At 70.1% G+C, this 23,739-nt stretch carries 20 protein-coding genes; all 20 read right to left on the reverse strand.

Annotated features, from left to right (window positions below):
• Nucleotides 1-62: 62 nt before the first annotated feature.
• The 20 genes from nuoN to mqnC all read right to left on the reverse strand — a co-directional run bounded on the left by nuoN (nucleotide 63) and on the right by mqnC (nucleotide 23,549).
• Entirely contained in the window at nucleotides 63-1,616 is a 1,554-nt protein-coding gene (gene nuoN, locus B0E54_RS17310; RefSeq protein ID WP_234584574.1) for an NADH-quinone oxidoreductase subunit NuoN, read from the reverse strand.
• Nucleotides 1,617-1,728: 112 nt separating this feature from the next.
• Entirely contained in the window at nucleotides 1,729-3,264 is a 1,536-nt protein-coding gene (locus B0E54_RS17315; RefSeq protein ID WP_234584591.1) for an NADH-quinone oxidoreductase subunit M, read from the reverse strand.
• Between the two features lie 64 nt (nucleotides 3,265-3,328).
• Nucleotides 3,329-5,254: an NADH-quinone oxidoreductase subunit L gene (gene nuoL, locus B0E54_RS17320; RefSeq protein WP_234584594.1), complete on the reverse strand. Its 1,926-nt coding sequence runs from the start codon at nucleotides 5,252-5,254 to the stop codon at nucleotides 3,329-3,331.
• A gap of 11 nt (nucleotides 5,255-5,265) precedes the next feature.
• Nucleotides 5,266-5,565: an NADH-quinone oxidoreductase subunit NuoK gene (nuoK, locus tag B0E54_RS17325; protein ID WP_007454601.1), complete on the reverse strand. Its 300-nt coding sequence runs from the start codon at nucleotides 5,563-5,565 to the stop codon at nucleotides 5,266-5,268.
• A 58-nt stretch (nucleotides 5,566-5,623) separates the two neighbouring features.
• A complete protein-coding gene (locus tag B0E54_RS17330; protein WP_234584596.1) occupies nucleotides 5,624-6,394 on the reverse strand; it encodes an NADH-quinone oxidoreductase subunit J in 771 nt (256 codons plus the stop codon).
• Nucleotides 6,391-7,032, reverse strand: coding sequence for an NADH-quinone oxidoreductase subunit NuoI (nuoI, locus tag B0E54_RS17335; protein ID WP_234584599.1), 642 nt, complete (start codon nucleotides 7,030-7,032; stop codon nucleotides 6,391-6,393). The genes B0E54_RS17330 and nuoI overlap by 4 nt, the downstream gene beginning before the upstream one ends.
• Nucleotide 7,033: 1 nt before the next feature.
• Complete coding sequence (gene nuoH / locus B0E54_RS17340; RefSeq protein WP_234584602.1) at nucleotides 7,034-8,386, reverse strand: NADH-quinone oxidoreductase subunit NuoH; 1,353 nt, start codon at nucleotides 8,384-8,386, stop codon at nucleotides 7,034-7,036.
• The gene (locus B0E54_RS17345; protein WP_234584604.1) at nucleotides 8,383-10,944 is read right to left on the reverse strand and encodes an NADH-quinone oxidoreductase subunit G; all 2,562 of its coding nucleotides are present in this window, start codon (nucleotides 10,942-10,944) and stop codon (nucleotides 8,383-8,385) included. The genes nuoH and B0E54_RS17345 overlap by 4 nt, the downstream gene beginning before the upstream one ends.
• Nucleotides 10,944-12,260 carry an NADH-quinone oxidoreductase subunit NuoF gene (gene nuoF, locus B0E54_RS17350; protein WP_234584607.1) on the reverse strand — a complete coding sequence of 439 codons (1,317 nt, stop codon included), beginning with the start codon at nucleotides 12,258-12,260 and terminating at the stop codon, nucleotides 10,944-10,946. The genes B0E54_RS17345 and nuoF overlap by 1 nt, the downstream gene beginning before the upstream one ends.
• A complete protein-coding gene (gene nuoE, locus B0E54_RS17355) occupies nucleotides 12,257-13,420 on the reverse strand; it encodes an NADH-quinone oxidoreductase subunit NuoE (RefSeq protein ID WP_234584611.1) in 1,164 nt (387 codons plus the stop codon). The genes nuoF and nuoE overlap by 4 nt, the downstream gene beginning before the upstream one ends.
• Nucleotides 13,417-14,742 (reverse strand): NADH-quinone oxidoreductase subunit D, encoded by a 1,326-nt coding sequence (locus B0E54_RS17360; protein WP_234584613.1) that lies wholly within the window; start codon nucleotides 14,740-14,742, stop codon nucleotides 13,417-13,419. Before B0E54_RS17360 ends, nuoE begins: the two co-directional genes overlap by 4 nt.
• Nucleotides 14,743-14,854: 112 nt before the next feature.
• Nucleotides 14,855-15,592, reverse strand: a complete 738-nt coding sequence (locus tag B0E54_RS17365) for an NADH-quinone oxidoreductase subunit C (RefSeq protein ID WP_234584626.1) — start codon at nucleotides 15,590-15,592, stop codon at nucleotides 14,855-14,857.
• Nucleotides 15,593-15,647: 55 nt separating this feature from the next.
• Complete coding sequence (locus tag B0E54_RS17370; protein ID WP_234584640.1) at nucleotides 15,648-16,325, reverse strand: NADH-quinone oxidoreductase subunit B family protein; 678 nt, start codon at nucleotides 16,323-16,325, stop codon at nucleotides 15,648-15,650.
• 14 nt (nucleotides 16,326-16,339) lie between these two features.
• Nucleotides 16,340-16,705, reverse strand: a complete 366-nt coding sequence (locus B0E54_RS17375; RefSeq protein WP_007454588.1) for an NADH-quinone oxidoreductase subunit A — start codon at nucleotides 16,703-16,705, stop codon at nucleotides 16,340-16,342.
• Between the two features lie 135 nt (nucleotides 16,706-16,840).
• Nucleotides 16,841-18,118 carry a geranylgeranyl reductase family protein gene (locus B0E54_RS17380; RefSeq protein ID WP_234584654.1) on the reverse strand — a complete coding sequence of 426 codons (1,278 nt, stop codon included), beginning with the start codon at nucleotides 18,116-18,118 and terminating at the stop codon, nucleotides 16,841-16,843.
• 139 nt (nucleotides 18,119-18,257) lie between these two features.
• A complete protein-coding gene (locus B0E54_RS17385) occupies nucleotides 18,258-18,482 on the reverse strand; it encodes a hypothetical protein (protein ID WP_234584667.1) in 225 nt (74 codons plus the stop codon).
• A 68-nt stretch (nucleotides 18,483-18,550) separates the two neighbouring features.
• The gene (locus tag B0E54_RS17390) at nucleotides 18,551-19,261 is read right to left on the reverse strand and encodes a demethylmenaquinone methyltransferase (protein WP_308195371.1); all 711 of its coding nucleotides are present in this window, start codon (nucleotides 19,259-19,261) and stop codon (nucleotides 18,551-18,553) included.
• Nucleotides 19,262-19,448: 187 nt separating this feature from the next.
• Nucleotides 19,449-20,726, reverse strand: a complete 1,278-nt coding sequence (locus tag B0E54_RS17395; RefSeq protein ID WP_234584685.1) for an LPXTG cell wall anchor domain-containing protein — start codon at nucleotides 20,724-20,726, stop codon at nucleotides 19,449-19,451.
• 203 nt (nucleotides 20,727-20,929) lie between these two features.
• Nucleotides 20,930-22,141: a hypothetical protein gene (locus B0E54_RS17400; protein WP_234584687.1), complete on the reverse strand. Its 1,212-nt coding sequence runs from the start codon at nucleotides 22,139-22,141 to the stop codon at nucleotides 20,930-20,932.
• Nucleotides 22,142-22,358: 217 nt separating this feature from the next.
• Nucleotides 22,359-23,549, reverse strand: a complete 1,191-nt coding sequence (gene mqnC / locus B0E54_RS17405; RefSeq protein ID WP_234584712.1) for a cyclic dehypoxanthinyl futalosine synthase — start codon at nucleotides 23,547-23,549, stop codon at nucleotides 22,359-22,361.
• Between the last annotated feature and the right edge of the window lie 190 nt (nucleotides 23,550-23,739).

Raw genomic sequence — 23,739 nt, forward strand, 5'->3', positions numbered from 1 at the left:
GGGGATACGCAGCGGGGGCCGGCACGCGTCCGCGCGCCGACCCCCGGTGTCCGAGGTACGTCTCACCGCACGAATTCTGCGGCTCCGGTAGCCAGGTCGAGCAGCGGACCAGGGGCGACACCCAGCACCAGGGTGGCCAGCACGCCGACCATCAGCGCGGCGGACGTGAGGCCGCCCGGCACGGTGACCGTCGGCGTGGACTCGCCCGGCTCGGACAGCCACATCATCACCACGACCCGCAGGTACGGGAACGCCAGCACCATGCTGGTCAGCACACCCGCGATGACGAGCCAGGCCTGACCGCCGTCCAGCGCCGGCCCGAAGACCGCGAACTTGCTGGTGAAGCCGCTGGTCAGCGGGATACCGGCGAACGCCAGCAGGATGAACGTGAACAGCCCGGCGTAGAACGGCGAGCGCCGCCCCAGCCCGGCCCAGCGGGACAGGTGGGTGGCCTCGCCGTCGGCGTCGCGCACCAGGGTCACCACCGCGAACGCGGCCAGCACCGAGAAGCCGTACGCGACCAGGTAGAACATCGTGCCGGAGAGCCCGTCCCGGCTCGGCGCCAGCACACCGACCAGCAGGTAGCCGGCGTTGGCGATCGAGGAGTACGCGAGCAGCCGCTTGATGTCCGTCTGGGTGACCGCCAGCACCGCGCCGACCAGCATGGTCAGCACCGCCACCGCACCGAGCACCGGCGTGAAGTCCCAGCCCCCGCCCTCGAACGCGACGTGGAAGACGCGCAGCAGCGCGCCGAACGCCGCGACCTTGGTGCAGGCGGCCATGAAACCGGTGATCGGCGTCGGCGCACCCTGGTAGACGTCCGGCGTCCACACGTGGAACGGGGCGGCGGCGGCCTTGAAGAGCAGACCGATGGCGAGCAGCGCCATGCCGGCGAAGAGCAGCACCTGGCTGGCCGGCGACTCGCTCACCGCCGCGTTGACGGTGGCGAAGTCGACACCTGCCGAACGGCCCGGAACACCTGCGGTGAAGCCGTAGATCAGGGCCACCCCGAACAGGAAGAACGCCGAGGCGTACGCGCCGAGCAGGAAGTACTTCATCGCCGCTTCCTGGCTCAGCAGACGCCGGCGGCGGGCCAGCGCGCAGAGCAGGTACAGCGGCAGGGAGAAGACCTCCAGCGCGATGAACATGGTCAGCAGGTCGTTCGCCGCCACGAAGATCAGCATGCCGCCGATCGCGAACGTGATGAGCGGGTAGACCTCGGTGAGCCCGTTGCGCCCCTCGGCCTGCTTCCGGTCGTCGGCGGACTCGGCGGTCACCGCGGCCTGGGCGACGAACGCGCCGCCCCGCTCGACGGTACGGTCACCGATCAGCAGCAGCGCCATCGCGGCCAGCACCAGGATGGCGCCCTGGAGGAAGAGCGTCGGCCCGTCCACCGCGATGGCCTGACCGGCCGTGACGAGCCGGTCGTCGGCGTTGAGGACCACCATGGTCAGCGCGGCGAGGACGGCCAGCAGCGCCAGCGTCAGCTGCACGACGTGCCGCGAGCGCCGCGGCACGAACGCCTCGACGAGCACACCGAGCAACGCGGTGCCCAGCATGATCATGATCGGGGCGAGTGCCGCGTAGTCGAGCGACGGCAATTTCAACTCGGTCACTGGGCCAGCCTTCCGTTCGCGACTGCGCAAGCCTCTGCCCGCGACTGCGGGGCTCGCTTCGCTCTCTCCTCGCGCGGGCGCTGGGGGCTCCGCTTCGCTGCACTCCTCGCGCTCACCGCTGCGCCTCCTGGACGGTGCCGCCCACGGACGGGGCCGGGTCGGTTCTGCCGATGTCGTCCATGGTCGCCTGGACGGCCGGGTTGATCACATCGGTGACCGGCTTGGGATAGAAGCCGAGCAGCACGATCAGCGCGATCAGCGGGGCGACCACCACCTTCTCGCGCAGGTTGAGGTCCCGGCGCATCCCGTCGACCTCGGTCAGCGCCGGATTGAGCGTGCCCTGCGTGGTGCGCTGCACCATCCACAGCACGTACGCCGCCGCCAGGATGATGCCGACGGTGGCGATGACCGCCACCGGCTTGTTCACCGTGAAGGTGCCGATCAGCACCAGGAACTCGGAGATGAACGGCGCGGTGCCGGGCAGCGCGAGCGAGGCGAGACCGGCGAAGAACAGCACGCCGGCGAGCACCGGGACCAGCTTGCCGGCGCCACCGAAGTCACTGATCAACGACGAGCCGCGCCGGGAGATCAGCATGCCGACCACCAGGAACAGCAGGCCGGTGGCCAGACCGTGGTTGAGCATGTAGAGCACCGCGCCCGTGCCGGCCTGCGTGGTGAAGGCGAAGATGCCCACCCCGATGAACCCGAAGTGCGCGATCGACGTGTACGACACGAGCCGCTTGAGGTCGTTCTGGCCGACCGCCAGCAGCGCCGCGTAGATGATGCCGATCACGCCCAGCGCCAGCGCCCACGGCGCGAACCACTTCGACGCCTCCGGGAACAGCGGCAGGCAGTAGCGCAGGATCCCGAACGTGCCGACCTTGTCCAGCACGCCGACCAGCAGCGCGGCGGCACCCGCCGGGGCGGCGCCACCGGCGTCCGGCAGCCAGGTGTGGAACGGGAAGAACGGGGCCTTGATGGCGAACGCGAGGAAGAAGCCGAGGAACAGCCACCGCTCGGTGCCGGTGCTGATGTCCACCTGCGACAGCGCCTGCCAGTCGAAGGTCTTCCCGCCGACCACCCAGAGGCCGATCACCGCGGCCAGCATGAACAGGCCGCCGACCAGCGAGTAGAGGAAGAACTTCACTGCCGCGTACTGCCGCTGGTGACCTCCGTAGCTGCCGATCAGGAAGTACATCGGCACCAGCATGACCTCGAAGAACACGTAGAACAGGAAGACGTCGGCGGCCGCGAAGACGCCGATCATCGTGCTCTCGAGGATCAGCAGCAGCGCGAAGTAGACCGGAATGGACCGCTTGGAGGACTCCGCGTCGTGCCAGGAGGCCAGGATCACCAGCGGCACCAGCACCGCGATCAGCATGAGCATCACCAGCGCGATGCCGTCGGCGGCGAACGTGAAGCTGACGCCCCAGTTCGGGATCCAGGTGTACGACTCCCGGAACTGGAACCGGTCACCGCCCGCGTTGAAGCTGACCCACATCACCACCGAGAGCACCAGCACCAGCAGCGACCAGACGAACGCCACCTGCTTGGCCAGCTCCGGCCGGTGGCGCGGCAGGAAGGCCACCACCAGGGCGCCCACCAGCGGCGCCACGGTGAGCACCGAGAGGAACGGGAAGTTGGACATTATGCGGCCTTACCTCCGTCGTGGATGCGTGGTCCGCCGGCGGGGGCGGGCGTATTCAGGTCGATCACGCCAACCACCCCGCCTGCACCGCCAGGAACGCCGCCATCACCAGCAGCGCACCGGCCAGGATCGAGGTGGCGTACGAGCGGACGAAACCGGTCTGCAGCCGCCGGAGCCGGCCCGAACCGCCGCCGACGCCAGCGGCGAGACCGTTGACCAGCCCGTCGATGCCCCGGTTGTCGAGGAAGACCAGCGCCCGGGTGAGGAAGATGCCCGGCTTCTCGAAGACCGCCTCGTTGACCGCGTCGGTGTAGAGGTTGCGGCGGGCGGCGGTGACCAGCACCCCGGCCGGCTGCGACGCGGTGGCCGTACCGGCCCGGAACAGGAACCAGGCGAGGCCCGCGCCGAGCACGGTCACCAGCAGCGACAGCGTGGTGATCACGAGGTGCGAGAGGACCGGCTCGTGCTCGGCGTGCTCACCGCCCAGACCGGCGGTGGAGGTCAGCCAGTCCGGAACGGACGTGGAGAGCAGGAAACCGGCGCCGACCGAACCGACCGCCAGCAGGATCAGCGGGATGGTCATCAGCTTCGGCGACTCGTGCGGGTGCTCGATGTCCTCGGTCCACCGCTTCGGGCCGTGGAAGGTGAGCACGAACAGCCGCGTCATGTAGAACGCGGTCAGCCCCGCGCCGAGCAGCGCCGCACCACCGAAGAGCCAGGCCGTCCAGTCGTCCCGCTCGAAGGCGGCCACGATGATCGGCTCCTTCGAGAAGAAGCCCGAGAACGGGAACATGCCGATGATGGCCAGCCAGCCCATCATGAACGTCAGCCAGGTGACCTTCATGTACGTCGACAGCCCACCGAAGCGGCGGATGTCCACCTGGTCCTTCATCCCGTGCATGACCGAACCGGCGCCCAGGAACATGTTGGCCTTGAAGAAGCCGTGCGCCAGCAGGTGCACGATAGCCAGCGCGTACGCGCCACCACCCAGGCCGACGCCGAGGAACATGTAGCCGATCTGGCTGACCGTCGACCAGGCCAGCACCCGCTTGATGTCGTCCTTCGCCGCGCCGATGATGCAGCCCATCAGCAGGGTGAGCGCACCGACGCTGACCACCACGAGCTGGAGCGTCGAGTTGGCGGAGAAGATCGGGTTCGACCGGGCGATCAGGTAGACGCCGGCGGTGACCATCGTGGCGGCGTGGATGAGCGCCGACACCGGGGTGGGGCCCTCCATCGCGTCCGGCAGCCACGCCTGGAGCGGGAACTGGCCGGACTTACCGGCCGCACCGAGCAGCAGCAGCAGGCCGAGCACCAGCACCGTGGTGCCGGTCAGCGCGCCGACACCGTTGAACACCTCGTCGTACTGGGTGGTGCCCAGGGTCGCGAACATGATGAAGATGCCGATGGCGAGGCCGGTGTCGCCGACCCGGTTCATCAGGAACGCCTTCTTGCCGGCCGTGGCGGCGCTCGGCCGCCCGTACCAGAAGGAGATCAGCAGGTACGACGCCAAACCGACGCCCTCCCAGCCGAAGTACAGCATCACGTAGTTGTTGCCGAGCACCAGCAGCAGCATGGCCGCGACGAACAGGTTGAAGTACGCGAAGAACCGGCGGCGACCCGCGTCGTGCGCCATGTACTCGACGGCGTACAGGTGGATCAGGAATCCGACGCCCGTGATCAGGAGGACGAAGACCGCGGCCAGCGGGTCGAACAGCAGGCCGAAGTCGACCCGCAGGTCACCGACCGCGATGAAGTCCCAGAGGCTCAGCTCGGCCGACTTGTTCTCCAGGCCGCGCAGCTGGAAGAAGGACGCCAGCCCGAGCACGAACGCGGCCCCGATGGCCGCGACGCCCAACCAGTGCCCCCAGCGGTCGGCCCGCCGGCCGAGCAGCAGCAGGATGGCCGCGCTGACCAGCGGGATCGCCACCAGCAGCCAGACGCTGCCGAGCAAGCCCGTGGCCTCTGCGTACTGCACAGTCTCTTCCACTCGCTTGCCCCTTAGTACTTGAGCAGGTTGGCGTCGTCGACACTCGCCGAGCGCCGGGTCCGGAAGATGGACATGATGATCGCGAGGCCGACGACGACCTCGGCCGCGGCCACCACCATCACGAAGAACGCCATGATCTGGCCGTTGAGGTCACCGTTGATACGGCTGAAGGTGACCAGCGTCAGGTTGGCCGCGTTGAGCATCAGCTCGACACACATGAACAGCACGATCGCGTTGCGCCGGATGAGCACCCCGGACGCGCCGATGGTGAACAGCACCGCCGCCAGCACGAGGTAATGATTGGGCGTCATCGCTGGGCCAGCCTTTCGTTCGCGACTGCGGGGCTCCGCTTCGCTGCACTCCTCGCGCTCACCTGTCGGTCCCCTTCAGCGTGGTCTCCTGCGCGGTCAGCTCGCGGACCGGCAGGATGTCCGGCGTGCTCCGCTCGGTGAGCCGGCCGTCCGGCAACCGTGCCGGGGTGGCCACCGAGGAGGAGGTGGCGAAGACGCCGGGGCCCGGCTTGGGCCCGGGGTAGTTGCCCGGCGCGAAGCGCGCCCGCATGGTCGACACCTGGTCGACCTTGTCCTGCTTACGCCGCTCGATGTGCGCGAGCACCATGGCGCCGACCGCCGCGGTGATCAGCAGCGCCGAGGTCAGCTCGAACGCGAAGACGTACTTGGTGAACAGCAGCCGGGCGATGCCCTGCACGTTGCCCTCGGCGTTGGCCTGGTCCAGGCCGACCGCAGTGGTCTTGTCCATGGCGTTGTAGACGGCGGTGCCGACCAGGCCGGCGAAGCCGAGCCCCAGCAGGATCGCGGCGACCCGCTGGCCGCGCAGCGTCTCGATCAGCGAGTCGGAGGAGTCCCGACCGACCAGCATCAGCACGAACAGGAAGAGCATCATGATCGCGCCGGTGTAGACGATGATCTGCACCATGCCGATGAACGGCCCGGCCTGGAGCACGTAGAACACGCCCAGGCAGAGCATCGTGAGCACCAGCCAGAGCGCCGAGTGCACCGCGTTGCGGGCCGCCACCATCCCGATCGCGCCGATGAGCGCGAGCGGCGCGAGGATCCAGAAGGTGACCTCCTCGCCGCCGGACACACCGCCCGCCGCGGCCAGCACCGTAGACGTGGTCATGCTCCCTCTCCCTTGCCGGCCGCCGCGCGCTGGGCGGCCTGCTCGGCACCCGGGAACGTCACGCCGGGGTGCTCCTCGACCTGATAGCGGCCGGGACCCATGGGGGACGTCTCGGCACCGGCGGAGGTGCCCGGGTTGTCCAGCGCGCCGACGTAGTAGTCCTTCTCGCTGTCGCCCAGTCGCATCGGGTGCGGCGGCTGCTCCATGCCCTCGAGCAGCGGAGCGAGCAGCTGCTCCTTCGTGAAGATCAGGTCCTGCCGGTTGTCCCGGGCCAGCTCGTACTCGTTGCTCATCGTGAGCGAACGGGTCGGGCAGGCCTCGATGCAGAGCCCGCAGAAGATGCACCGCGCGTAGTTGATCTGGTAGGTGCTGGCGAACCGCTCACCGGGCGAGAAACGCTGCTCGTCGGTGTTGTCGCCACCCTCGACGTAGATCGCGTCCGCCGGGCAGGCCCAGGCGCACAGCTCGCAGCCGATGCACTTCTCCAGGCCGTCCGGGTGCCGGTTGAGGATGTGCCGCCCGTGGTAGCGCGGCGCCGACACCGGCGGCTTGAACGGATAGTCGGTGGTGACGACCTTCCTGAACATGTGCGAGAAGGTGACACCGAATCCCTTGAACGTTCCGGTGATCGCGCCCACGTCACACCTCCCTGGAGTCCGAGCCGGCGACGATGTTGGCCGGCTCCCGCTCGGCGACCACGCGCGTGATACGCGGGCTCGGTGGTACCTGTAGATCCATCGGCGGCAACGGGAAGCTCCCGTACGGCCGGTTGTCGACCTGTTCCTGCGTCGTCGGCGTCGGCTGCGGCTTCCGACTCGGCCAGAAGAGCGTGGCGATCAGCGCGATGCCGGCCGGAATGCCGACCGCGATCGCCTTGCCCTTCCAGTCCCAACCCTCGATGGAACGCAGGCCCGACAGGACCAGGATCCAGACCAGGTTGATCGGCAGCAGCACCTTCCAGCCGAAGCGCATGAACTGGTCGTAGCGCAGCCGAGGCAGCGTGCCACGCAGCCACACGAAGACGAAGACCAGCGCGATCACCTTGCCGAAGAACCAGAGCATCGGCCACCAACCGGAGTTGGCGCCCTCCCACAGCGTGATCGGCCACGGCGCCCGCCAGCCGCCCAGGAACAGCGTGGTGGTGACCGCGGACATGGTCACCATGGCGACGTACTCGCTGAGCATGAAGAGCGCGAACTTCAGCGAGCTGTACTCCGTCATGAAGCCGGCGACCAGCTCCGACTCGGCCTCGGGCAGGTCGAAGGGCGCCCGGTTGGTCTCGCCGACGGTGGCGATGAAGAAGATGATGAAGCTGGGCAGCAGCAGGATCGCGTACCAGCCCGGCGCCGGGATCTCGTAGCCGCCGATGGTCAGCCGGGTGGCGTCACCCTGGGCCGCGACGATCCCGCTCGTGCTCATCGTGCCGGCAGTCATGAAGACGGCCACGATGGAGAGTCCCATGGCGACCTCGTACGAGATCATCTGGGCGCTCGACCGCAGGCCGCCGAGCAGCGGGTACGTCGAGCCGGAGGCCCACCCGCCCAGCACGATGCCGTAGACGCCCATCGAGGAGCAGGCCAGCAGCAGCAGCACCGCCACCGGCACGTCGGTGACCTGCAACGGCGTGTGGTGACCGGCGATGCTCACCATCGGGCCGAACGGCACCACCGACAGGGCGGTGACCGCGCAGATCACTGAGATCGTCGGGGCGAAGAAGTAGACGACCTTGTCGGCCGCCTTCGGCAGGATGTCCTCCTTGAAGGCCATCTTGAGGCCGTCGGCGAGGGTCTGCAGCAGGCCGAACGGGCCGACCTGGTTGGGGCCGGGCCGCACCTGCATGTAGCCCACCACGCGCCGCTCGAACCAGACACCGAGCAGGGTGGCCAGCAGACCGAAGGCGAACGCGAAGACGATCTTGCCAAGGACCAGCCACCACGGATCCCGACCGAAGTCGGCGAGCGTCGGGTCCTGGGCCAGGAGTGACGGTGTCACTGGTTACCCCCAGTGTTGAGCAGCGGACCCGGGAGACCGGCCTCGTCCGCCGCGGCCCGCCCGGCCGGAACGGTAGCGCTCGGGCCGGGAACGGAGATCCGGACGACCGTGCCGGATGCCGCCCCGAGGCTGCGCCGCACTGTCGAACCGGGTGAGTTGGTCGGCAGCCAGACGACGCCGTCCGGCATCTCGGTCAGCTCCGCCGGCAGGGTCAGCGCCCCGCGGTCGGTGCCCACCGTGACCGCGTCCCCGTCGGCGACACCGAGCGCCTCGGCGGTGCCCTTGCCCAGCCGGACGGCCGGCGGGCGGGCGGTGCCGGCGAGGTGCTCGTCGCCGTCGGTCAGGGTGCCGAGGTCGACCAGCTGGTGCCAGGTCGCCAGCACTGCCTCCCCGGCACGCGGGTGCGGCACCGTCCCCGGCGACACCGACGGTGCGGACGGCCGGGACGTGCGCGTGGCGGGCAGCGAGCCCAGCTCGCGACGCACACTCGGCACGTCGGCGGTGCCGAGCCGCACGTCGAGCAGGGCGGCCAGCGCGTCGAGCACCCGACCATCGGTCATCGCGGCCGTGTTCAGCACCGCCTCGAACGGACGCAGGCGGCCCTCCCAGTCCAGGAAGCTGCCGGCCTTCTCGACCACCGGCGCCACCGGCAGCACCACGTCGGCCCGGCGGGTGACCGCGCTCGCGCGCAGTTCCAGGCTGACCAGGAACGGCACCGCGTCCAGAGCGGACTCGGCCAGCCGCGGGTCGGCCAGGTCGGCCGGGTCGACACCGCCGACCACCAGCGCACCGAGCTGCCCGTTGGCCGCCGCCGCGAGGATGCCGTCGGTGTCCCGACCGGCCTGGCTCGGGATCACCCCGGCCGGGATGTCCCACGCCTCGCCCAGCTCGGCCCGCGCCGCCGGCTCGGTGACCAGTCGGCCACCGGGGAGCAGGTTGGGCAGGCAGCCGGCGTCGACAGCGCCGCGGTCACCCGCGCGCCGCGGCACCCAGGCCAGCTTCGCGCCGGTACGCCGGGCCACGTCGGCCGCGGCGGAGAGCCCGCCCGGCACGGTGGCCAGCCGCTCACCGACGATGAGGATCGCGCCCGGGGCGCTGAGCGCCTCGGTGACCGTGGCGTGCTCGGCGAGCACGCTGGCCTCCTCGCCCGGCACGACCCGGGCCAGCTTGGCGCCGAGCTTCTCCAGGCCGCGGGTGGCGAACGGCGCCAGCGCGTACACCGTCAGGGTCTTCTTGAGGTACGCCTTGCGCAGCCGCAGGAAGAGGATCGGGCACTCCTCCTCCGGCTCCAGGCCGACCAGCACCACCGCCGGCGCGTTCTCCACGTCGGTGTAGGTGACGTCGGTGACCCCGGCGACCGAGCTGGCCAGGAAGTCGGCCTCCTCGCGGGAGACCGGCCGGGCCCGGAAGTCGATGTCGTTGGTGTTCAGGGCGACGCGGGCGAACTTGGCGTACGCGTACGCGTCCTCGACGGTCAGCCGACCGCCGGTGAGCACCGCAGTGCCCTGGCCGCCCTCGCGGGCCGCGTGCAGCCCCTCGGCGGCCCGGGTCAGCGCCTCACTCCAGGACGCCTCCCGCAGCTCACCGGTGTGCTCGTCGCGGACCAGCGGGTTGGTCAGGCGGTCGGCGGCGCGGGTGTACTGGAAACCCCAGCGGCCCTTGTCGCAGTTCCACTCCTCGTTCACCGCCGGCTCGTCACCGGCGAGCCGGCGCAGCACCTTGCCGCGCCGCCAGTCGGTGCGCTGCCCGCAGCCGGCCGAGCAGTGCTCGCAGACGCTCGGGCTGGACACCAGGTCGAACGGGCGGGCCCGGAACCGGTACTGCGCGCCGGTCAGTGCGCCCACCGGGCAGATCTGCACGGTGTTGCCGGAGAAGTAGGAGTTGAACGGCACGTCTCCACCGGCGAAAGCCGGAGCGCCAGCGGAGGCCGAGTCGGTGCGGCCAGCACTGCCGTCGTCCGCCTTCCCTCCATACGCGTCGTCCCGGTAGATGTTGATCTCCTCGGCGGACGACCGGCCCATCAGGTCGATGAACTTGTCGCCGGCGATCTCCTCGGAGAACCGGGTGCAGCGCTGGCACAGCACGCACCGCTCGCGGTCCAGCAGCACCTGGCTGCTGATCGCCATCGGCTTCTCGTACTCCCGCTTGTGCTCGTGGAAGCGCGAGTCGGTGCGGCCGGTGGACATCGCCTGGTTCTGCAGCGGGCACTCGCCGCCCTTGTCACACATGGGGCAGTCCAGCGGGTGGTTGAGCAGCAGCAGCTCCATCACCCCCTCCTGCGCCTTCTTGGCGACCGGCGAGGTGAGCTGGGTGCGGACCACCATGCCGTCGGCGACGGTCTGGGTGCAGGAGGCGACAGGCTTGCGCTGCCCCTCCACCTCGACCAGGCACTGGCGGCACGCGCCGGCCGGGGCCAGCAGCGGGTGATCGCAGAACCGGGGGATCTCGGTGCCCATCTGCTCGGCGGCCCGGATCAGCAGCGTCCCCTTCGGGGCGGTGACCTCGACGCCGTCGATGGTGAGCGTGACGGTTTCGGTCTGCTTGGCTACGTCGGTCATCAGTGCGCCCCTACCAGGGTCTTCTCCGACAGCTTGGGTGCGGTACGTCCCTCGATGTAGTCGAGGTAGTCCTGCTTGAAGTACTTCAGCGACGAGGTCACCGAGCTGGTCGCACCGTCACCGAGGCCGCAGAACGAGCGGCCGAGGATGTTGTCGCAGGTGTCCAGAAGGGTGTCCAGGTCCTCGTGGGTGCCCTGACCCGAGAGGATCCGCCGGTAGACCCGGACCATCCAGTAGTTGCCCTCGCGGCACGGGGTGCACTTGCCGCACGACTCGTGGTGGTAGAACTCCAGCCACCGGTACGTCGCGTAGACCGGGCAGTCCTGGTCGGAGAAGATCTGCGTGGCAGTGGTGCCGAGGATCGAGCCGGCCGCCGCCACCCCCTCGAAGTCCAGTGGCACGTCCAGGTGCTCGGCGGCGAGCAGCGGGGTGGACGAGCCGCCCGGGGTCCAGAACTTCAGGTTGTGGCCGGGCTGCATGCCACCGGCCAGCTCCAGCAGTTCGCGCAGCGTGATGCCCATCGAGCACTCGTACTGGCCGGGGTTGTTGATGCGGCCGGAGAGCGAGTAGATCATCGGGCCGGAGGACTTCTCGGTGCCCATGGTCTTCCACCAGTCGGCGCCACCGAGCACGATCGGCGGCACGCTGGCGATGGTGCCGACGTTGTTGACCACCGTCGGGCTCGCGTACAGGCCGTGGGTGGCCGGGAACGGCGGGCGCAGCCGGGGCTGACCCCGGAACCCCTCCAGCGAGTCCAGCAGCGCCGTCTCCTCGCCGCAGATGTACGCCCCGGCGCCGGAGTGCACCACCAGCTCCAGGTCGTAGCCGCTGCGCAGGATGTTCCGGCCGAGGTAGCCCTTGTCGTACGCCTCCTGGACCGCGTTGCGCAGCCGGCGTGCGGCGTGCACCGCCTCGCCCCGGATGTAGATGTACGCGCGGCTGGCCCGGATCGCGTACGACGCGATGATCACGCCCTCGACCAGCGCGTGCGGGTCGTGGGTCATCAGCGGCAGGTCCTTGCAGGTGCCCGGCTCGCCCTCGTCGGCGTTGACCACCAGGTAGTGCGGCTTGCCGTCGCCCTGCGGGATGAAGCCCCACTTGAGGCCGGTGGGGAAGCCGGCGCCACCGCGACCGCGCAGACCGGAATCCTTGATCAGCTGGATCAGGTCGTCCGGGTGTGCCTTGAGTGCCTTGCGCAGCGCGGCGTAGCCGTCGAGCTGCTCGTACGTGCCGATCCGCCAGGCGTCCGGCGACAGCCAGCGCTTGGTCAGCACCGGCGTCAGCTTGGCCAGCGTCTCCGGGCGGGGAGTGGTCACTTCTGGGCCCCCGTTTCGCTCGCGTCCGCCGATCCGGCGCCGTCGGCGTCCGTTCCGGCCTTCGCTTCGGTGAGGTTGCGCTCCTGCGCCCCGGCTTCGTCGCCGGCGGGCTTGCCGTCGCCGGCCGGCGGGTTGGCGGCCGCGCCGGCGGCCTCGGCCGACCGTGCGTCGCCAGCTTCGGGCGCCGTGCCGGTGCCGTCCACCGGAACCTTGGTGCCAGGAGCGTCCGGCACCGCCGTGCCCGCGTCCGGCTGCCGGGTCTCGGCGGTACGCACCTGCGGCGACTTGTCGTCAGGTGCCTTGACGTCAGGTGCGGTGCTGCCGGTGGCGGCCTCCGGCTTCGCCGGCTCGGCGACCCCGGTCGGGGCGGACGCGCCGTCGCCACCCTTGACCGGTGCCGCGCTGGCCTCAGCGGGCGCCGGCTTGGCGGCCTCCGCCTTCGCCTTCGCCTCGGCGGCGGCCTTGTCGGCCTCGGCCTTGCTGCGGATCGGGGTGTTCGGGTCGAAGCCCGGCACCGAGACGTTGTGCTCCTGCGCCAGCCGCAGACCCTGCAGGGTCGGCTCGCCCGGCCCGCCGTCGGCTACCGCGCCGTCGCGCTCGTCGGCGAAACCGGCGAGCTGCACCGCCATCTCCTTGAGCGTGCAGAGCCGCGCCCCGCGCGTCGGCATCGGCCGGCCACCCGCGCGCAGCTCGTCGACCACGCCGACCGCCGTGGACGGATCCACGCCGTCGAAGAAGTCGTAGTTGACGGTCATCACCGGGCCGTAGTCGCAGGCCGCCAGGCACTCGGCGTGCTCCAGCGTGATCGTGCCGTCCGCGGTCGTCTCGTCGTGCCCGACACCCAGATGCTCGACGAGGGTGTCGTAGACCTCCTGGCCGCCCAGCACGTTGCACATCGTGTTGGTGCAGACGCTGACCAGGAAGTCACCGGTGGGCTTGCGCTTGTACATCGTGTAGAAGGTGGCAACCGCGCCGACCTGGGCCTTGTTCAGCCCGAGCACCTCGGCGCAGAACGTGACCCCGGCCGGGGACACGTACCCCTCCTCGGCCTGGACCAGGTGCAGCAGCGGCAGCAGCGCCGAGCGGGACCGGTCCGCCGGATAGCGGGCGATGATCTCGCGTGCCCGCTCCCGCGTCTCATCAGTGAAGACAACACTCATCGGTCACAACCACCCATCACGGGGTCCAGCGAGGCGCCGCCGGCGATCACGTCGGCGATGAGGCCACCCTCGGCCATCGCCGGGAGGGCCTGGAGGTTGACGAAGCTCGGCTCCCGGTAGTGCACCCGGTACGGCCGGGTGCCGCCGTCGGAGACCGCGTGCACGCCCAACTCGCCGCGGGGCGCCTCGATGGCGACGTACACCTGGCCGGGCGGAACCCGGAAACCCTCGGTCACCAGCTTGAAGTGGTGGATCAGCGACTCCATCGACTGACCCATGATCTTCGCGACGTGCTCCAGCGAGTTGCCCATGCCGTCGACGCCGATGGCGAGCTGCGCGGGCCACGCGATCTTGCGGTCGGCGACCATCACCGGGCCCGGCCGCAGCCGGTCCAACGCCTGCTCGACCAGCTTCATCGACTCGCGGATCTCGGCGAGCCGCACCTGGTAGCGACCCCACACGTCGCCGTCGGGGTGGGTCGGCACGTCGAACTCGTACGTCTCGTAGCCGCAGTACGGCATGGTCTTGCGAAGGTCCCAGGCGAGCCCGGCCGAACGCAGCACCGGACCGGTGATGCCGAGCGCCACGCAGCCGGTCACGTCCAGCACCGCGACGTTCTTCGTCCGTTCGAGCCAGATGGGCTGACCGGAGAGCAGGTCCTCGTACTCCTTGAGCTTCTTCGGCATCATCTTCAGGAACTCGCGGATCTTGACGATCGCCTCGTCCGGCACGTCCTGCGCGACACCGCCCGGGCGGACGTACGCGTGGTTCATCCGCAGGCCGGTGATGGTCTCGAAGATGTCGAGGATGTACTCCCGCTCGCGGAAGCCGTACAGCATGATCGAGATCGCGCCCAGCTCCATGCCGGTGGTGGCCAGCCAGACCAGGTGCGACGAGATCCGGTTGAGCTCCATCATCAGCACGCGGATGGTGGTGGCCCGCTCGGTGATGTCGTCGGTGATGCCGAGCAGCTTCTCGACCGCGAGGGCGTAACCCGTCTCGTTGAAGATCGGGGCGAGGTAGTCCATCCGGGTCACGAACGTCGAACCCTGGACCCAGTTGCGGTATTCGAGGTTCTTCTCGATGCCGGTGTGCAGGTAGCCGACGACCGAGCGGGCCTCGCGGACCGTCTCGCCCTCCAGCTCCAGGATCAGTCGCAGCACCCCGTGCGTGGACGGGTGCTGCGGACCCATGTTGACCACGATCCGCTCGTCGTTGATCGGGTCGGTGCCCGAGACGACAGTGTCCCAGTCCCCACCGGTGACGGTGAAGACCCGGCCCTCGGTGGTCTCGCGTTCGGTCGCGTAGTTCGACGTGGTCACAGCACCGGCCTTCCGTTCGCGACTGGGTGGTCCCCTGCCCGCGACTGCGGGGCTCGCTCCGCTCGCTCCTCGCGCGGGCGGATGGGGCGCCGACCTGCTGCACTCCTCGCGCTCACTGGTACGACCTCCTGCGGTCCGGCGGCGGGATCTCGGCGCCCTTGTACTCGACAGGCACGCCACCGAGCGGGTAGTCCTTGCGCTGCGGGTGGCCCTCCCAGTCGTCCGGCATGAGGATCCGGGTCAGGTTGGGGTGGCCGTCGAAGACGATGCCGAACATGTCGTACGCCTCCCGCTCCTGCCAGTCCGCGGTCGGGTAGATGGCGGTGACGCTGGGCAGGTGCGGAGCTTCGACGGAGACCGCGGCCTCCAGCCGGATCCGACGTCGGTAGGTCATCGAGGTGAGCAGGTAGACCACATGCAGCCGGCGCTCGTCGGCGCCGAGGTAGTCCACCCCGGACACCGAGGAGCACAGCTCGAAGCGCAACGCCAGGTCGTCCCGCAGCACCTGGCAGACCTCGGCGATCCGCTCCGGGCGGACGTGCAGGGTCAGCTCGCCCCGGTCGACGACCACCTTCTCGATCGCGTCGCCGAAGGCCGGGTACGCCTCTTCGAGAGCGTCGCGGACCTCGTCGAAGTAGCCCCCGTACGGGCGGGACGCCTCCTCGATGGGCTGGCGCTGGCGGACCAGGCCGCCGTAGCCGGACACGTCGCCCGTGCCCTGGTTGCCGAACATGCCGCGCCCCGCCGGGCTGGACGGCGGGTACTCGGCCGGGGCGGTGCCTCTGGCGCCGGCCGGGGTGACCGGCACCGGCACACCCCCGTCGTTGGTCCTGTCGTTCGGTGCGGTCACTGCGCCTGCCCTCCGTTCGCGCCTGCGGGGCTCCGCTTCGCTGCACTCCTCGCGCTCACTTGGGGCCCCGCTGCGCGTGAAGGTGGTTCTGGGCGTTCATCCAGTTCTCGATCCGCAACTGCTCCTCGCGCCCCTCGCGGACCGCCTGGGTCCACTCGGCACGCCGGGCCTTGTCGTTGCGGTACGAGGACGGCATGGAGCCGTACGGCACTACCGGAACGTCGCCGCGCTCCTGGCGGGCCGCCAGCATCTTGCGACCGTTCGGGCCCAGCGGCTCATACATGATCTTCTCGCGGAGCTTGAGGATCGCGTCGATGAGCATCTCCGGCCGGGGCGGGCAGCCGGGCAGGTACATGTCGACAGGCACGACGTGGTCGACGCCCTGGACGATCGCGTAGTTGTTGAACATGCCGCCGCTGCTGGCGCAGACGCCCATGGAGAGCACCCAGCGGGGCTCGGCCATCTGGTCGTAGATCTGGCGCAGCACCGGCGCCATCTTCTGGCTCACCCGGCCGGCCACGATCATCAGGTCGGCCTGCCGGGGCGAGGCCCGGAAGACCTCCATGCCCCAGCGGCCCATGTCGTAGTGCGGACCACCGGCGGCCATCATCTCGATGGCGCAGCAGGCCAGGCCGAAGGTGGCGCCCCACACGGACGACTTCCGGGACCAGTTGACCAGCTTCTCCACCGAGGTGAGCAGGACGCCGGCGGGGAGCTTCTCCTCGATGCCCATCTGACGTTCCTTCCTCAGTCCCAGTCCAGGCCGCCGCGCCGCCACACATAGGCGTACGCGACGAAGACCGCGACGATGAACAGGACCATCTCCACGAAGCCGAAGATCGGCAGAGCGTCGAACGAGACCGCCCAGGGGTAGAGGAAGATGATCTCGATGTCGAAGACGATGAAGAGCATCGCCGTCAGGTAGAACTTGATCGGGAACCGGCCGCCGCCGACCGGCTGGGGGCTGGGCTCGATGCCGCACTCGTAAGCCTCGAGTTTGGCCTTGTTGTAGCGACGTGGACCGGCGAAGCGGGCGGCGCCGACAGAGAACAGCGAGAACGCCGCGGCGAGGGCGAACAGCCCGATGATCGGTGCGTAAGGCGAGAGCGACATCGTTTTCTCCTGCTCGTCCTTCCCTGCCCTCGGTGCTTGACGAAAATCACACTATTCACGTCCCTCGCGGTGGCTGCCGGCGGGGGTCGATCTTTGTCGGCGTCGGGGCTGTGACCAGCACCGATGCCGTCCTGCTTACACAGCTGGCGCGGCCTTCGTCATCGCGTTGATGACCCGGTCCATCGCGTCCCCGCCACGGGGGTCGGTCAGATTGGCCAACAGCTTGAGCACGAAACGCATCAGCGTCGGGTGCGGCATGCCGTGTTTGGTGGCGATCCGCATGATCTCGGGGCGGCCGATCAGCTTCACGAAGATGCCGCCGAGCCGGTAGTAGCCGCCGAGGCGGGCCTTCAGCTCGTTCGGGTACGCCATCAGGGCCCGCTCGCGCTCCGGCCCGGCGGGACGCGCGAGGGCCTGCACCGCCACCTCCGCGGCCAGCTCGCCGGACTCCATGGCGTACGCGATGCCTTCGCCGTTGAAGGGGTTGACCATCCCGCCGGAGTCGCCGACGAGCAGAACGCCGCGGGTGTAGTGCGGCACCCGGTTGAAGCCCATCGGCAGCGCGGCGCCGAGGATCGGACCGTCGGCGTTGGCCTCGTCGGTCATGCCCCAGTCGGCGGGCGTGTTCGCCAGCCAGTCGGTGAGCAGCCGGCGGTAGTTGGTCTTGCCGAACGCGGACGACGAGTTGAGCACGCCGAGGCCGACGTTGACCCGCCCGTCACCGAGGCCGAAGATCCAGCCGTACCCGGGCAGCAGGTTGTCGCCGCTGTCCTTGCTGCGCAGCTCCAGCCACGACTCCAGGTAGTCGTCGTCGTGCTTCACCGGGGAGTGGTAGTAGCGGCGGACGGCCACGCCGATCGGCCGGTCCTCCCGCTTGGCAAGCCCCAGCGCGAGCGGGAACCGGCCGGACACCCCGTCGGCCGCCACGACCAGCGGGGCGTGGAAGGTGGCGGGCTCCTTGCCGGGCCCCACCTCCGCCTCGACGCCGGTCACCCGGCCGTCGCCGTCGAGCACCGGGCCCAGCACGTTGACGTTGGTCCGCAGTTTGGCGCCGGCCGCCACCGCCCGCTGGGCGAGCAGGTCGTCGAAGTCCAGTCGGGTGCGGACCAGGCCGTAGTTGGGGAAGCTGGCCAGCTCGGGCCAGTCCAGTTCCAGCCGTACGCCGCCGCCGATCACCCGCAGGCCCTTGTTGTGCAGCCAGCCGGCCTCGGGCGAGGTGTCCACGCCCATCCGGATGAGCTGGCGCACCGCGCGCGGGGTCAGCCCGTCGCCGCAGACCTTCTCCCGGGGGAACTCGGTCTTCTCCAACACCAACACCCGAACGCCGTGCCGGGCCAGGTGGTACGCAGTTGCCGATCCACCGGGACCGGCGCCAACGACGATGACGTCGGCGTCGTGTTCCACCGCGGTCATTCGCGCCTCCTCCCGCACGCTCGTGAAATGCTTCACAAGCCAGACGGGACGAGTGTATGACCGGCGTCATACCTGCGCAGGATCAGGGGTACCTAACTCGCCGATGTGACACTTGGCGACCGTCCACAGCAGGCGACTGTCAGGCCGTTCGGGAGGCGTCCAGGCCCGCGTCGACCCGGATCGCCTCCGGCAGATGCTCTCGCAGCGCGCCGCCCGCCGCCCGGTCCAGCGCGGCCAGCACCTCCGCCACCACCTGCCGGACGTCCGCCGGATCCGCGCCGGCCAGCGCGCGCAACTGCGCGATGAGTTCGGCCGCGTCGTCGTCGGTGGCGGCCACCGGGTCCGCCGGGTCTGCTCCGGTCATGCCGACGAGCGTACGGGGCAAAGTGGACTAAAGTCGGATATTCCTGAAAGGCGTGGCCGTCTCGCGTGCTACTGACGGATCCCCCGGTGCAGCGCGACCACGCCGCCGGTCAGGTTGCGCCACGCCACCCGACCCCATCCGGCCGCCGCGACCCGCCCGGCCAGCGCGGCCTGGTCCGGCCAGGCCCGGACCGACTCGGCCAGGTAGACGTACGCCTCGGGGTTGCTCGACACCGTACGGGCGACCGCCGGAAGCGACCGCATCAGGTACGACAGGTAGACCGTCCGGAACGCCGGGTTGACCGGGGTGCTGAACTCGCACACCACCAGCCGTCCACCCGGCCGGGTGACCCGGGCCAGCTCGCGCAGGGCCGCGTCGGTGTCGTTGACGTTGCGCAGAGCGAAGGAGATGGTCACCGCGTCGAAGCTCGCGTCGGCGAACGGCAGTCGCAGCGCGTCCCCGGCCAGGAGCGGCACCTCGGGCCGGGCGCGCTTGCCCGCGTACAGCATGCCCAGCGACAGGTCGACCCCGACCGCGTACGCCCCGGACTGGGCCAGCTCGCGCGTCGAGACGCCGGTGCCCGCGCCCACGTCCAGCACCCGCTCGCCCGGCCGCAGCCCGAGCGCCGCCCGGGTGGCCCGACGCCAGGAGCGGTCCTGGCCCAGCGAGATCACGGTGTTGGTCAGGTCGTAACGCTCGGCCACGCCGTCGAACATCGCGGCGACCTCGTGCGGCTGCTTGTCCAGGCTGGCGCGCTGACCCTGCGGTGTACGGCTCACCCGCCCCACTCTGCCAGCCACGTTCAAGCCCTCGGCCGCTGGGTCCGCGTACCCCGTGGCGACCGGAAGCGTCGACGCGGCGGACGACCGCGCGGCCCGGCATGCGTGAGGGCGGGGTGGTCGTCCACCCCGCCCTCGCGTCGTGCCTACGTCAGATCGTGCCCACGTCCGTCAGCTCGTGCCGACGTCAGTCGGTCGACTTCTCGTCGCCCGGGGCGACCAGGACGACCTTGCGACGACGGGAGAGCACCAGCAGCGCCCCGCCCGCGAGCAGGATCAGACCGCCGATGCCGCCGATCAGGCCGGCCTGCACACCGGTCACCGGCAGCCCACCGCCACCGGAACCACCGCCACCGGTGGTCGGCGACGTGGTCGTGCCCGGCGTCGTCGTGCCGCCCGGCGTCGGAGTAGCCGTCGGGGTGGCCGTCGGCGTCGGCGTGGCGGTCGGGGTCGGGGTCGGGGTCGGGGTCGGCTGCGCGCTCAGGTCGACGAAGACATCGAACTGCGCGGTGTTGTCCACCTCGTCGGTCTCGGTGAACGCCCGGCGCTGCGCGCTGGAGGCCACCTTCGGCTGCTCCTCGGGGCTGCCCTCGGCGGCCTCCAGGCCGGCGGCCCAGACGAACCCGGGCCGGAGCACCGGCTCGGTGACGTCGGCGCCGACCTTCACCCGCACGTCGGCGGTGTAGAACTGCCCCGGCTTCAGCACCACGCCGGTGTCCTCGCAGTACGCGTTCGCGAACCCACCCAGCGGCTGCTGCTCGACGCAGCCGTCCGGCAGCTCGGCGAAGGTGACGCCCGCCGGGAGGGTGATGCCGTACGCGACGCCGGTCGCCTTGCGGCTGCCGTCGTTGTAGACCGCCCAGTCCAGTGGCGCGGTCTCGCCGAGCTTGACCGGCTTGAGACCGGCCTCGCCGGCCTCGTCGCCGTCCACCGTCACGTCGGCGTAGACGTCCTGCACCCAGGAGGTCAGGTCGTAACCGGGCTTGGCGACGGTGATGTCGTGCCGCACGGTGTTGTCGCGCGGATTGGGGTCGGCGGTGGCCGAGCTGATGGTGACCACGAGCGTGCCGGCGTCACCGCGACCGCCGGTAGAGAAGATCGGGATGCCGAAGTCCTCGGTGGTGCCGGCCGCCAGATCGCCGAGCAGGCAGGTGAAGGTCGTTCCGGTGACGTCGCACCCGACCGGGATGAGCACGCCGACCTTGCGGTTCTTCAGGCCCTTCGTCTCCACGGTGACCCGGACGTCCTTGGCGTCGACAGTGCTGCGGGTGTTGTCGACCTGAAACTTGAACGGCTTCGCCTTGGCCGCCTTGACGCCCTGGGCCAGCTCGTAGCTGAGGGGCACCAGGGCCAGGTCGGCCTGGTCGGCGGCCTGCGCCGGGGCGGCAACGGTGGCCAGGCCACCGGCCGCGAGCAGTGCCACGACGCCGACACGAGCCAGCGTCGAGCGGTGGAAGGCTGTCATCAGTCCCCCGGGGGGTAGGGAAGAAAGAATGGGTTGCGGAACGAGCGGACGTTATCGAAGGTCAAACTCCCCCGCCAGCCTGGGCGATGAAGTTCAACCGTCCGGACTGGACCGGGCAAACGGTACGGGCGGGATGGTCACCCATCCCGCCCGTACCGCCGTGCGTTATATGAACGGCCCGCCTGGGCCGATGGAGGACCTTCTCAGGCGGTCGGCCTCTCGTCGGCCGGCGCCACCAGGACCACCCGACGCCGCCGGGCGATCAGGAACATCACACCACCCGCGAGCAGCACGGCCACGCCGATTCCACCGATGAGACCCGCCTTGGCGCCCGTCACCGGGAGGCCGCCGTCGCCGCCGCCGGTGCCGCCGCCGCCGTCGCCGCCGCCGGTGCCGCCCTTGGCGGCCACGAGCACCGCGTACGCGTCGGTGTTGTCGGTGTCGTCGATGTCGCGCACCGCCGTGGCCTGCGCGGTCGTGGCGGCCTTGAGGAACGACGGGAGAGCCGACTTCCGGGCGGCGAGGTTGGCGTTGGTCGCCGGCAGTTGGCCGATCGCGGCGACGGTGCCGTTGCCCCCCTGGAGAGCGACCGGCGCCTTGACGTTCGCGGCGACCTTGACCGGGAAGACGCCCACGAGAACATCCTGCGGCCCCAGCTGGATCAGCGGTGCGGGGCAGTTCGCGATCCGGCGGTCCGGCGAGTACGTGCACTCCCGCAGGTCCTCAGTGAAGGTGACGCCGTTCGGCAGGGTGAGGTCGAGCTTGACGCCGTCGGCGATCACGTCGCCCTGGTTGATGATCTCGACGAGCACCTCGGTCTCGGTGCCGGGCGTGAGCAGCGGGGGCTGCTCCGACGGCGAGACCTGGAACTTGACGTCCGGCACGACGATGCCCATGTCGACGCCGCTCTCGTCGGTCAGCACGAGGTCGGCGGACGCCGCGTTGTTGCCCGGCGTGGTGTCGTCCTCGGATTCGAGCGCGAACGTGAGCGGAGCCGTGTACGGCAGCTCAGCGCCCTGCTCGGCCTTGAACATGATGATCGGGATCTCGATGGTCTCACCGGGAGCGGGGACCTCGTCGTCCTGGATGCGGCAGGTGATGTTCACCGGACGCTCGGCGCCGTCGATGGTGCACGGCGTGTCGGCCAGCGGCACCACCTCGACGCGGTCGAAGTCGACCTTCGAGACGTCGAGCTTGATCAGGAAGTTGCTCGGGGTGCCGGGCCCGTTGTTCATGATCTTGGCAAACGCCACCTTGGCCTCGGCGCCCGCCGCGACTTTGGTGCCTGCCAACGCGACCGACAGGTCGGTGGGGGTGCCGGCGGCGTGCGCCGGGACCCCAAAAGCGGTGAGAGCGCAGGACGCGAGGAGCGCCGCCGCGCCGAGCCGCGCCAGCGGCCGGTTACGGTAGATCATGAAGGGTCCGCCCGTGAGTGAAGGATGGGTTCGGGCGGGGACGTTAGCGGGCCTCGATCAACCCCGCAGCCCCGAACCCGGCTTATCCGGGCGCGGCGGCGCGAGCGAATCGAGAATTGTCCAGATTGATGGCGGCTGTGGCCCCCGATCGGCGACAGCTGTCGGGGCAACGTTCACCCAATCGATACCTGTGGACCTGGCCCGATCACCCGAACGGTCAACGGGCGTCGACAAGTGGCAGCGATTTCCCGGCGCCGCCGCCGGGCAGCGCGATCGAGGAGAAGTGCGAGACCACGCGCTCGTCGGTCGGGTCGTCGGCAGGCGTGTGGTGCACGGCGAGCCGGTTGTAGAGGGTGTCCCGCTGGGCCGGGATCCGGTCGGCGGAGCGGATCATGCCGATCAGCTCGTGCAGGTTGGAGCGGTGCCGGGCGCCGGCCGAGGAGATGACGTTCTCCTCCAGCATGATCGAGCCGAGGTCGTCCACGCCCATGTGCAGCGACAACTGCCCGACGTCCTTGCCGGTGGTCAGCCAGGACGCCTGCAGGTGCGGCACCGTCTCGAAGAAGAGCCGGGCCACCGCGACCAGGCGCAGGTATTCCAAGGTGGTCGCCTGGGTGCGGCCCTTGAGGTGGTTGTTCTCCGGCTGGTACGTCCACGGGATGAACGACCGGAACCCACGGGTGCGGTCCTGCACGTCGCGGATCATCCGCAGGTGCTCGATCCGCTCGGCGTGCGTCTCACCGGTGCCCATCATCATGGTCGCGGTCGACTCGACGCCCTGCCGGTGGGCCAGCTCCATGACCTCCAGCCAACGCTCACCCGACTCCTTGAGCGGGGCGATGGCCCTGCGCGGGCGCTCGGGCAGCATCTCCGCACCGGCGCCGGCGATGGAGTCCAGGCCGGCGGCCTTGATCCGGGCGATGGCCTCGTCCAGGCTCACGCCGGAGACCTTGGCCATGTGCAGGATCTCGCTCGGCCCGATCGAGTGGATGACGAGCTGCGGGTACGCCTGCTTGACCGAGGAGAACAGCTCCTCGTAGTACTCGACGCCGTAGTCCGGGTGGTGGCCGCCCTGGAGCATCACCTGGGTCGCGCCCAGCTCGACCGCCTCGCCGCAGCGACGCAGGATCTCCTCGGTGGGGTGGGTCCACCCCTCGGCGTGCTTCGGCGTCCGGTAGAACGCACAGAACTTGCACGCCGTCACGCAGACGTTCGTGTAGTTGATGTTGCGGTCGATCAGGTACGTGACGACGTTGTCCGGGTAGCGCCGCCGGCGCACCGTGTCCGCCGCCTCGCCCAACGCGTGGAAGGGCGCCTCGGTGTAGAGCAGCAGGGCCTCCTCGGGCGTGATCCGCCCGCCGTCCGCGCCACGCTGCAGGATGTCGTCGATCTCCCGGCTCACCGTCACGCCTCCGAGCCTACGCCCGCCCCGCGCCCTCTTCCGGACGGGTGCGGACTGCTGTGATGCGCTCCGCACACCCCGGGTTCGGGGGCCAGCGCGCGGCGCGGCCGTCCTGACTGCCCCGTCAGTGGGGCAGTTCGACAGGCTCTGCATCGACCGTGGACCGTCCGGCACCCCGCCCGGTCCGCGGGCCGAC

This window comes from Micromonospora sp. MH99, assembly GCF_021442385.1.
Lineage (GTDB): Bacteria > Actinomycetota > Actinomycetes > Mycobacteriales > Micromonosporaceae > Micromonospora.

Bases quoted from the DNA above. Each gene is read 5' to 3' on its own strand.
- B0E54_RS17400 (WP_234584687.1), bottom strand. From the start codon at position 22,141: ATGATCTACCGTAACCGGCCGCTGGCGCGGCTCGGCGCGGCGGCGCTC.
- B0E54_RS17380 (WP_234584654.1), bottom strand. From the start codon at position 18,118: ATGACCGCGGTGGAACACGACGCCGACGTCATCGTCGTTGGCGCCGGT.
- nuoE (WP_234584611.1), bottom strand. From the start codon at position 13,420: ATGAGTGTTGTCTTCACTGATGAGACGCGGGAGCGGGCACGCGAGATC.
- B0E54_RS17395 (WP_234584685.1), bottom strand. From the start codon at position 20,726: ATGACAGCCTTCCACCGCTCGACGCTGGCTCGTGTCGGCGTCGTGGCA.
- B0E54_RS17330 (WP_234584596.1), bottom strand. From the start codon at position 6,394: ATGACCACGTCTACGGTGCTGGCCGCGGCGGGCGGTGTGTCCGGCGGC.
- B0E54_RS17315 (WP_234584591.1), bottom strand. From the start codon at position 3,264: ATGTCCAACTTCCCGTTCCTCTCGGTGCTCACCGTGGCGCCGCTGGTG.
- B0E54_RS17385 (WP_234584667.1), bottom strand. From the start codon at position 18,482: ATGACCGGAGCAGACCCGGCGGACCCGGTGGCCGCCACCGACGACGAC.
- B0E54_RS17370 (WP_234584640.1), bottom strand. From the start codon at position 16,325: ATGGGCATCGAGGAGAAGCTCCCCGCCGGCGTCCTGCTCACCTCGGTG.
- B0E54_RS17345 (WP_234584604.1), bottom strand. From the start codon at position 10,944: ATGACCGACGTAGCCAAGCAGACCGAAACCGTCACGCTCACCATCGAC.
- nuoK (WP_007454601.1), bottom strand. From the start codon at position 5,565: ATGACGCCCAATCATTACCTCGTGCTGGCGGCGGTGCTGTTCACCATC.
- B0E54_RS17375 (WP_007454588.1), bottom strand. From the start codon at position 16,705: ATGTCGCTCTCGCCTTACGCACCGATCATCGGGCTGTTCGCCCTCGCC.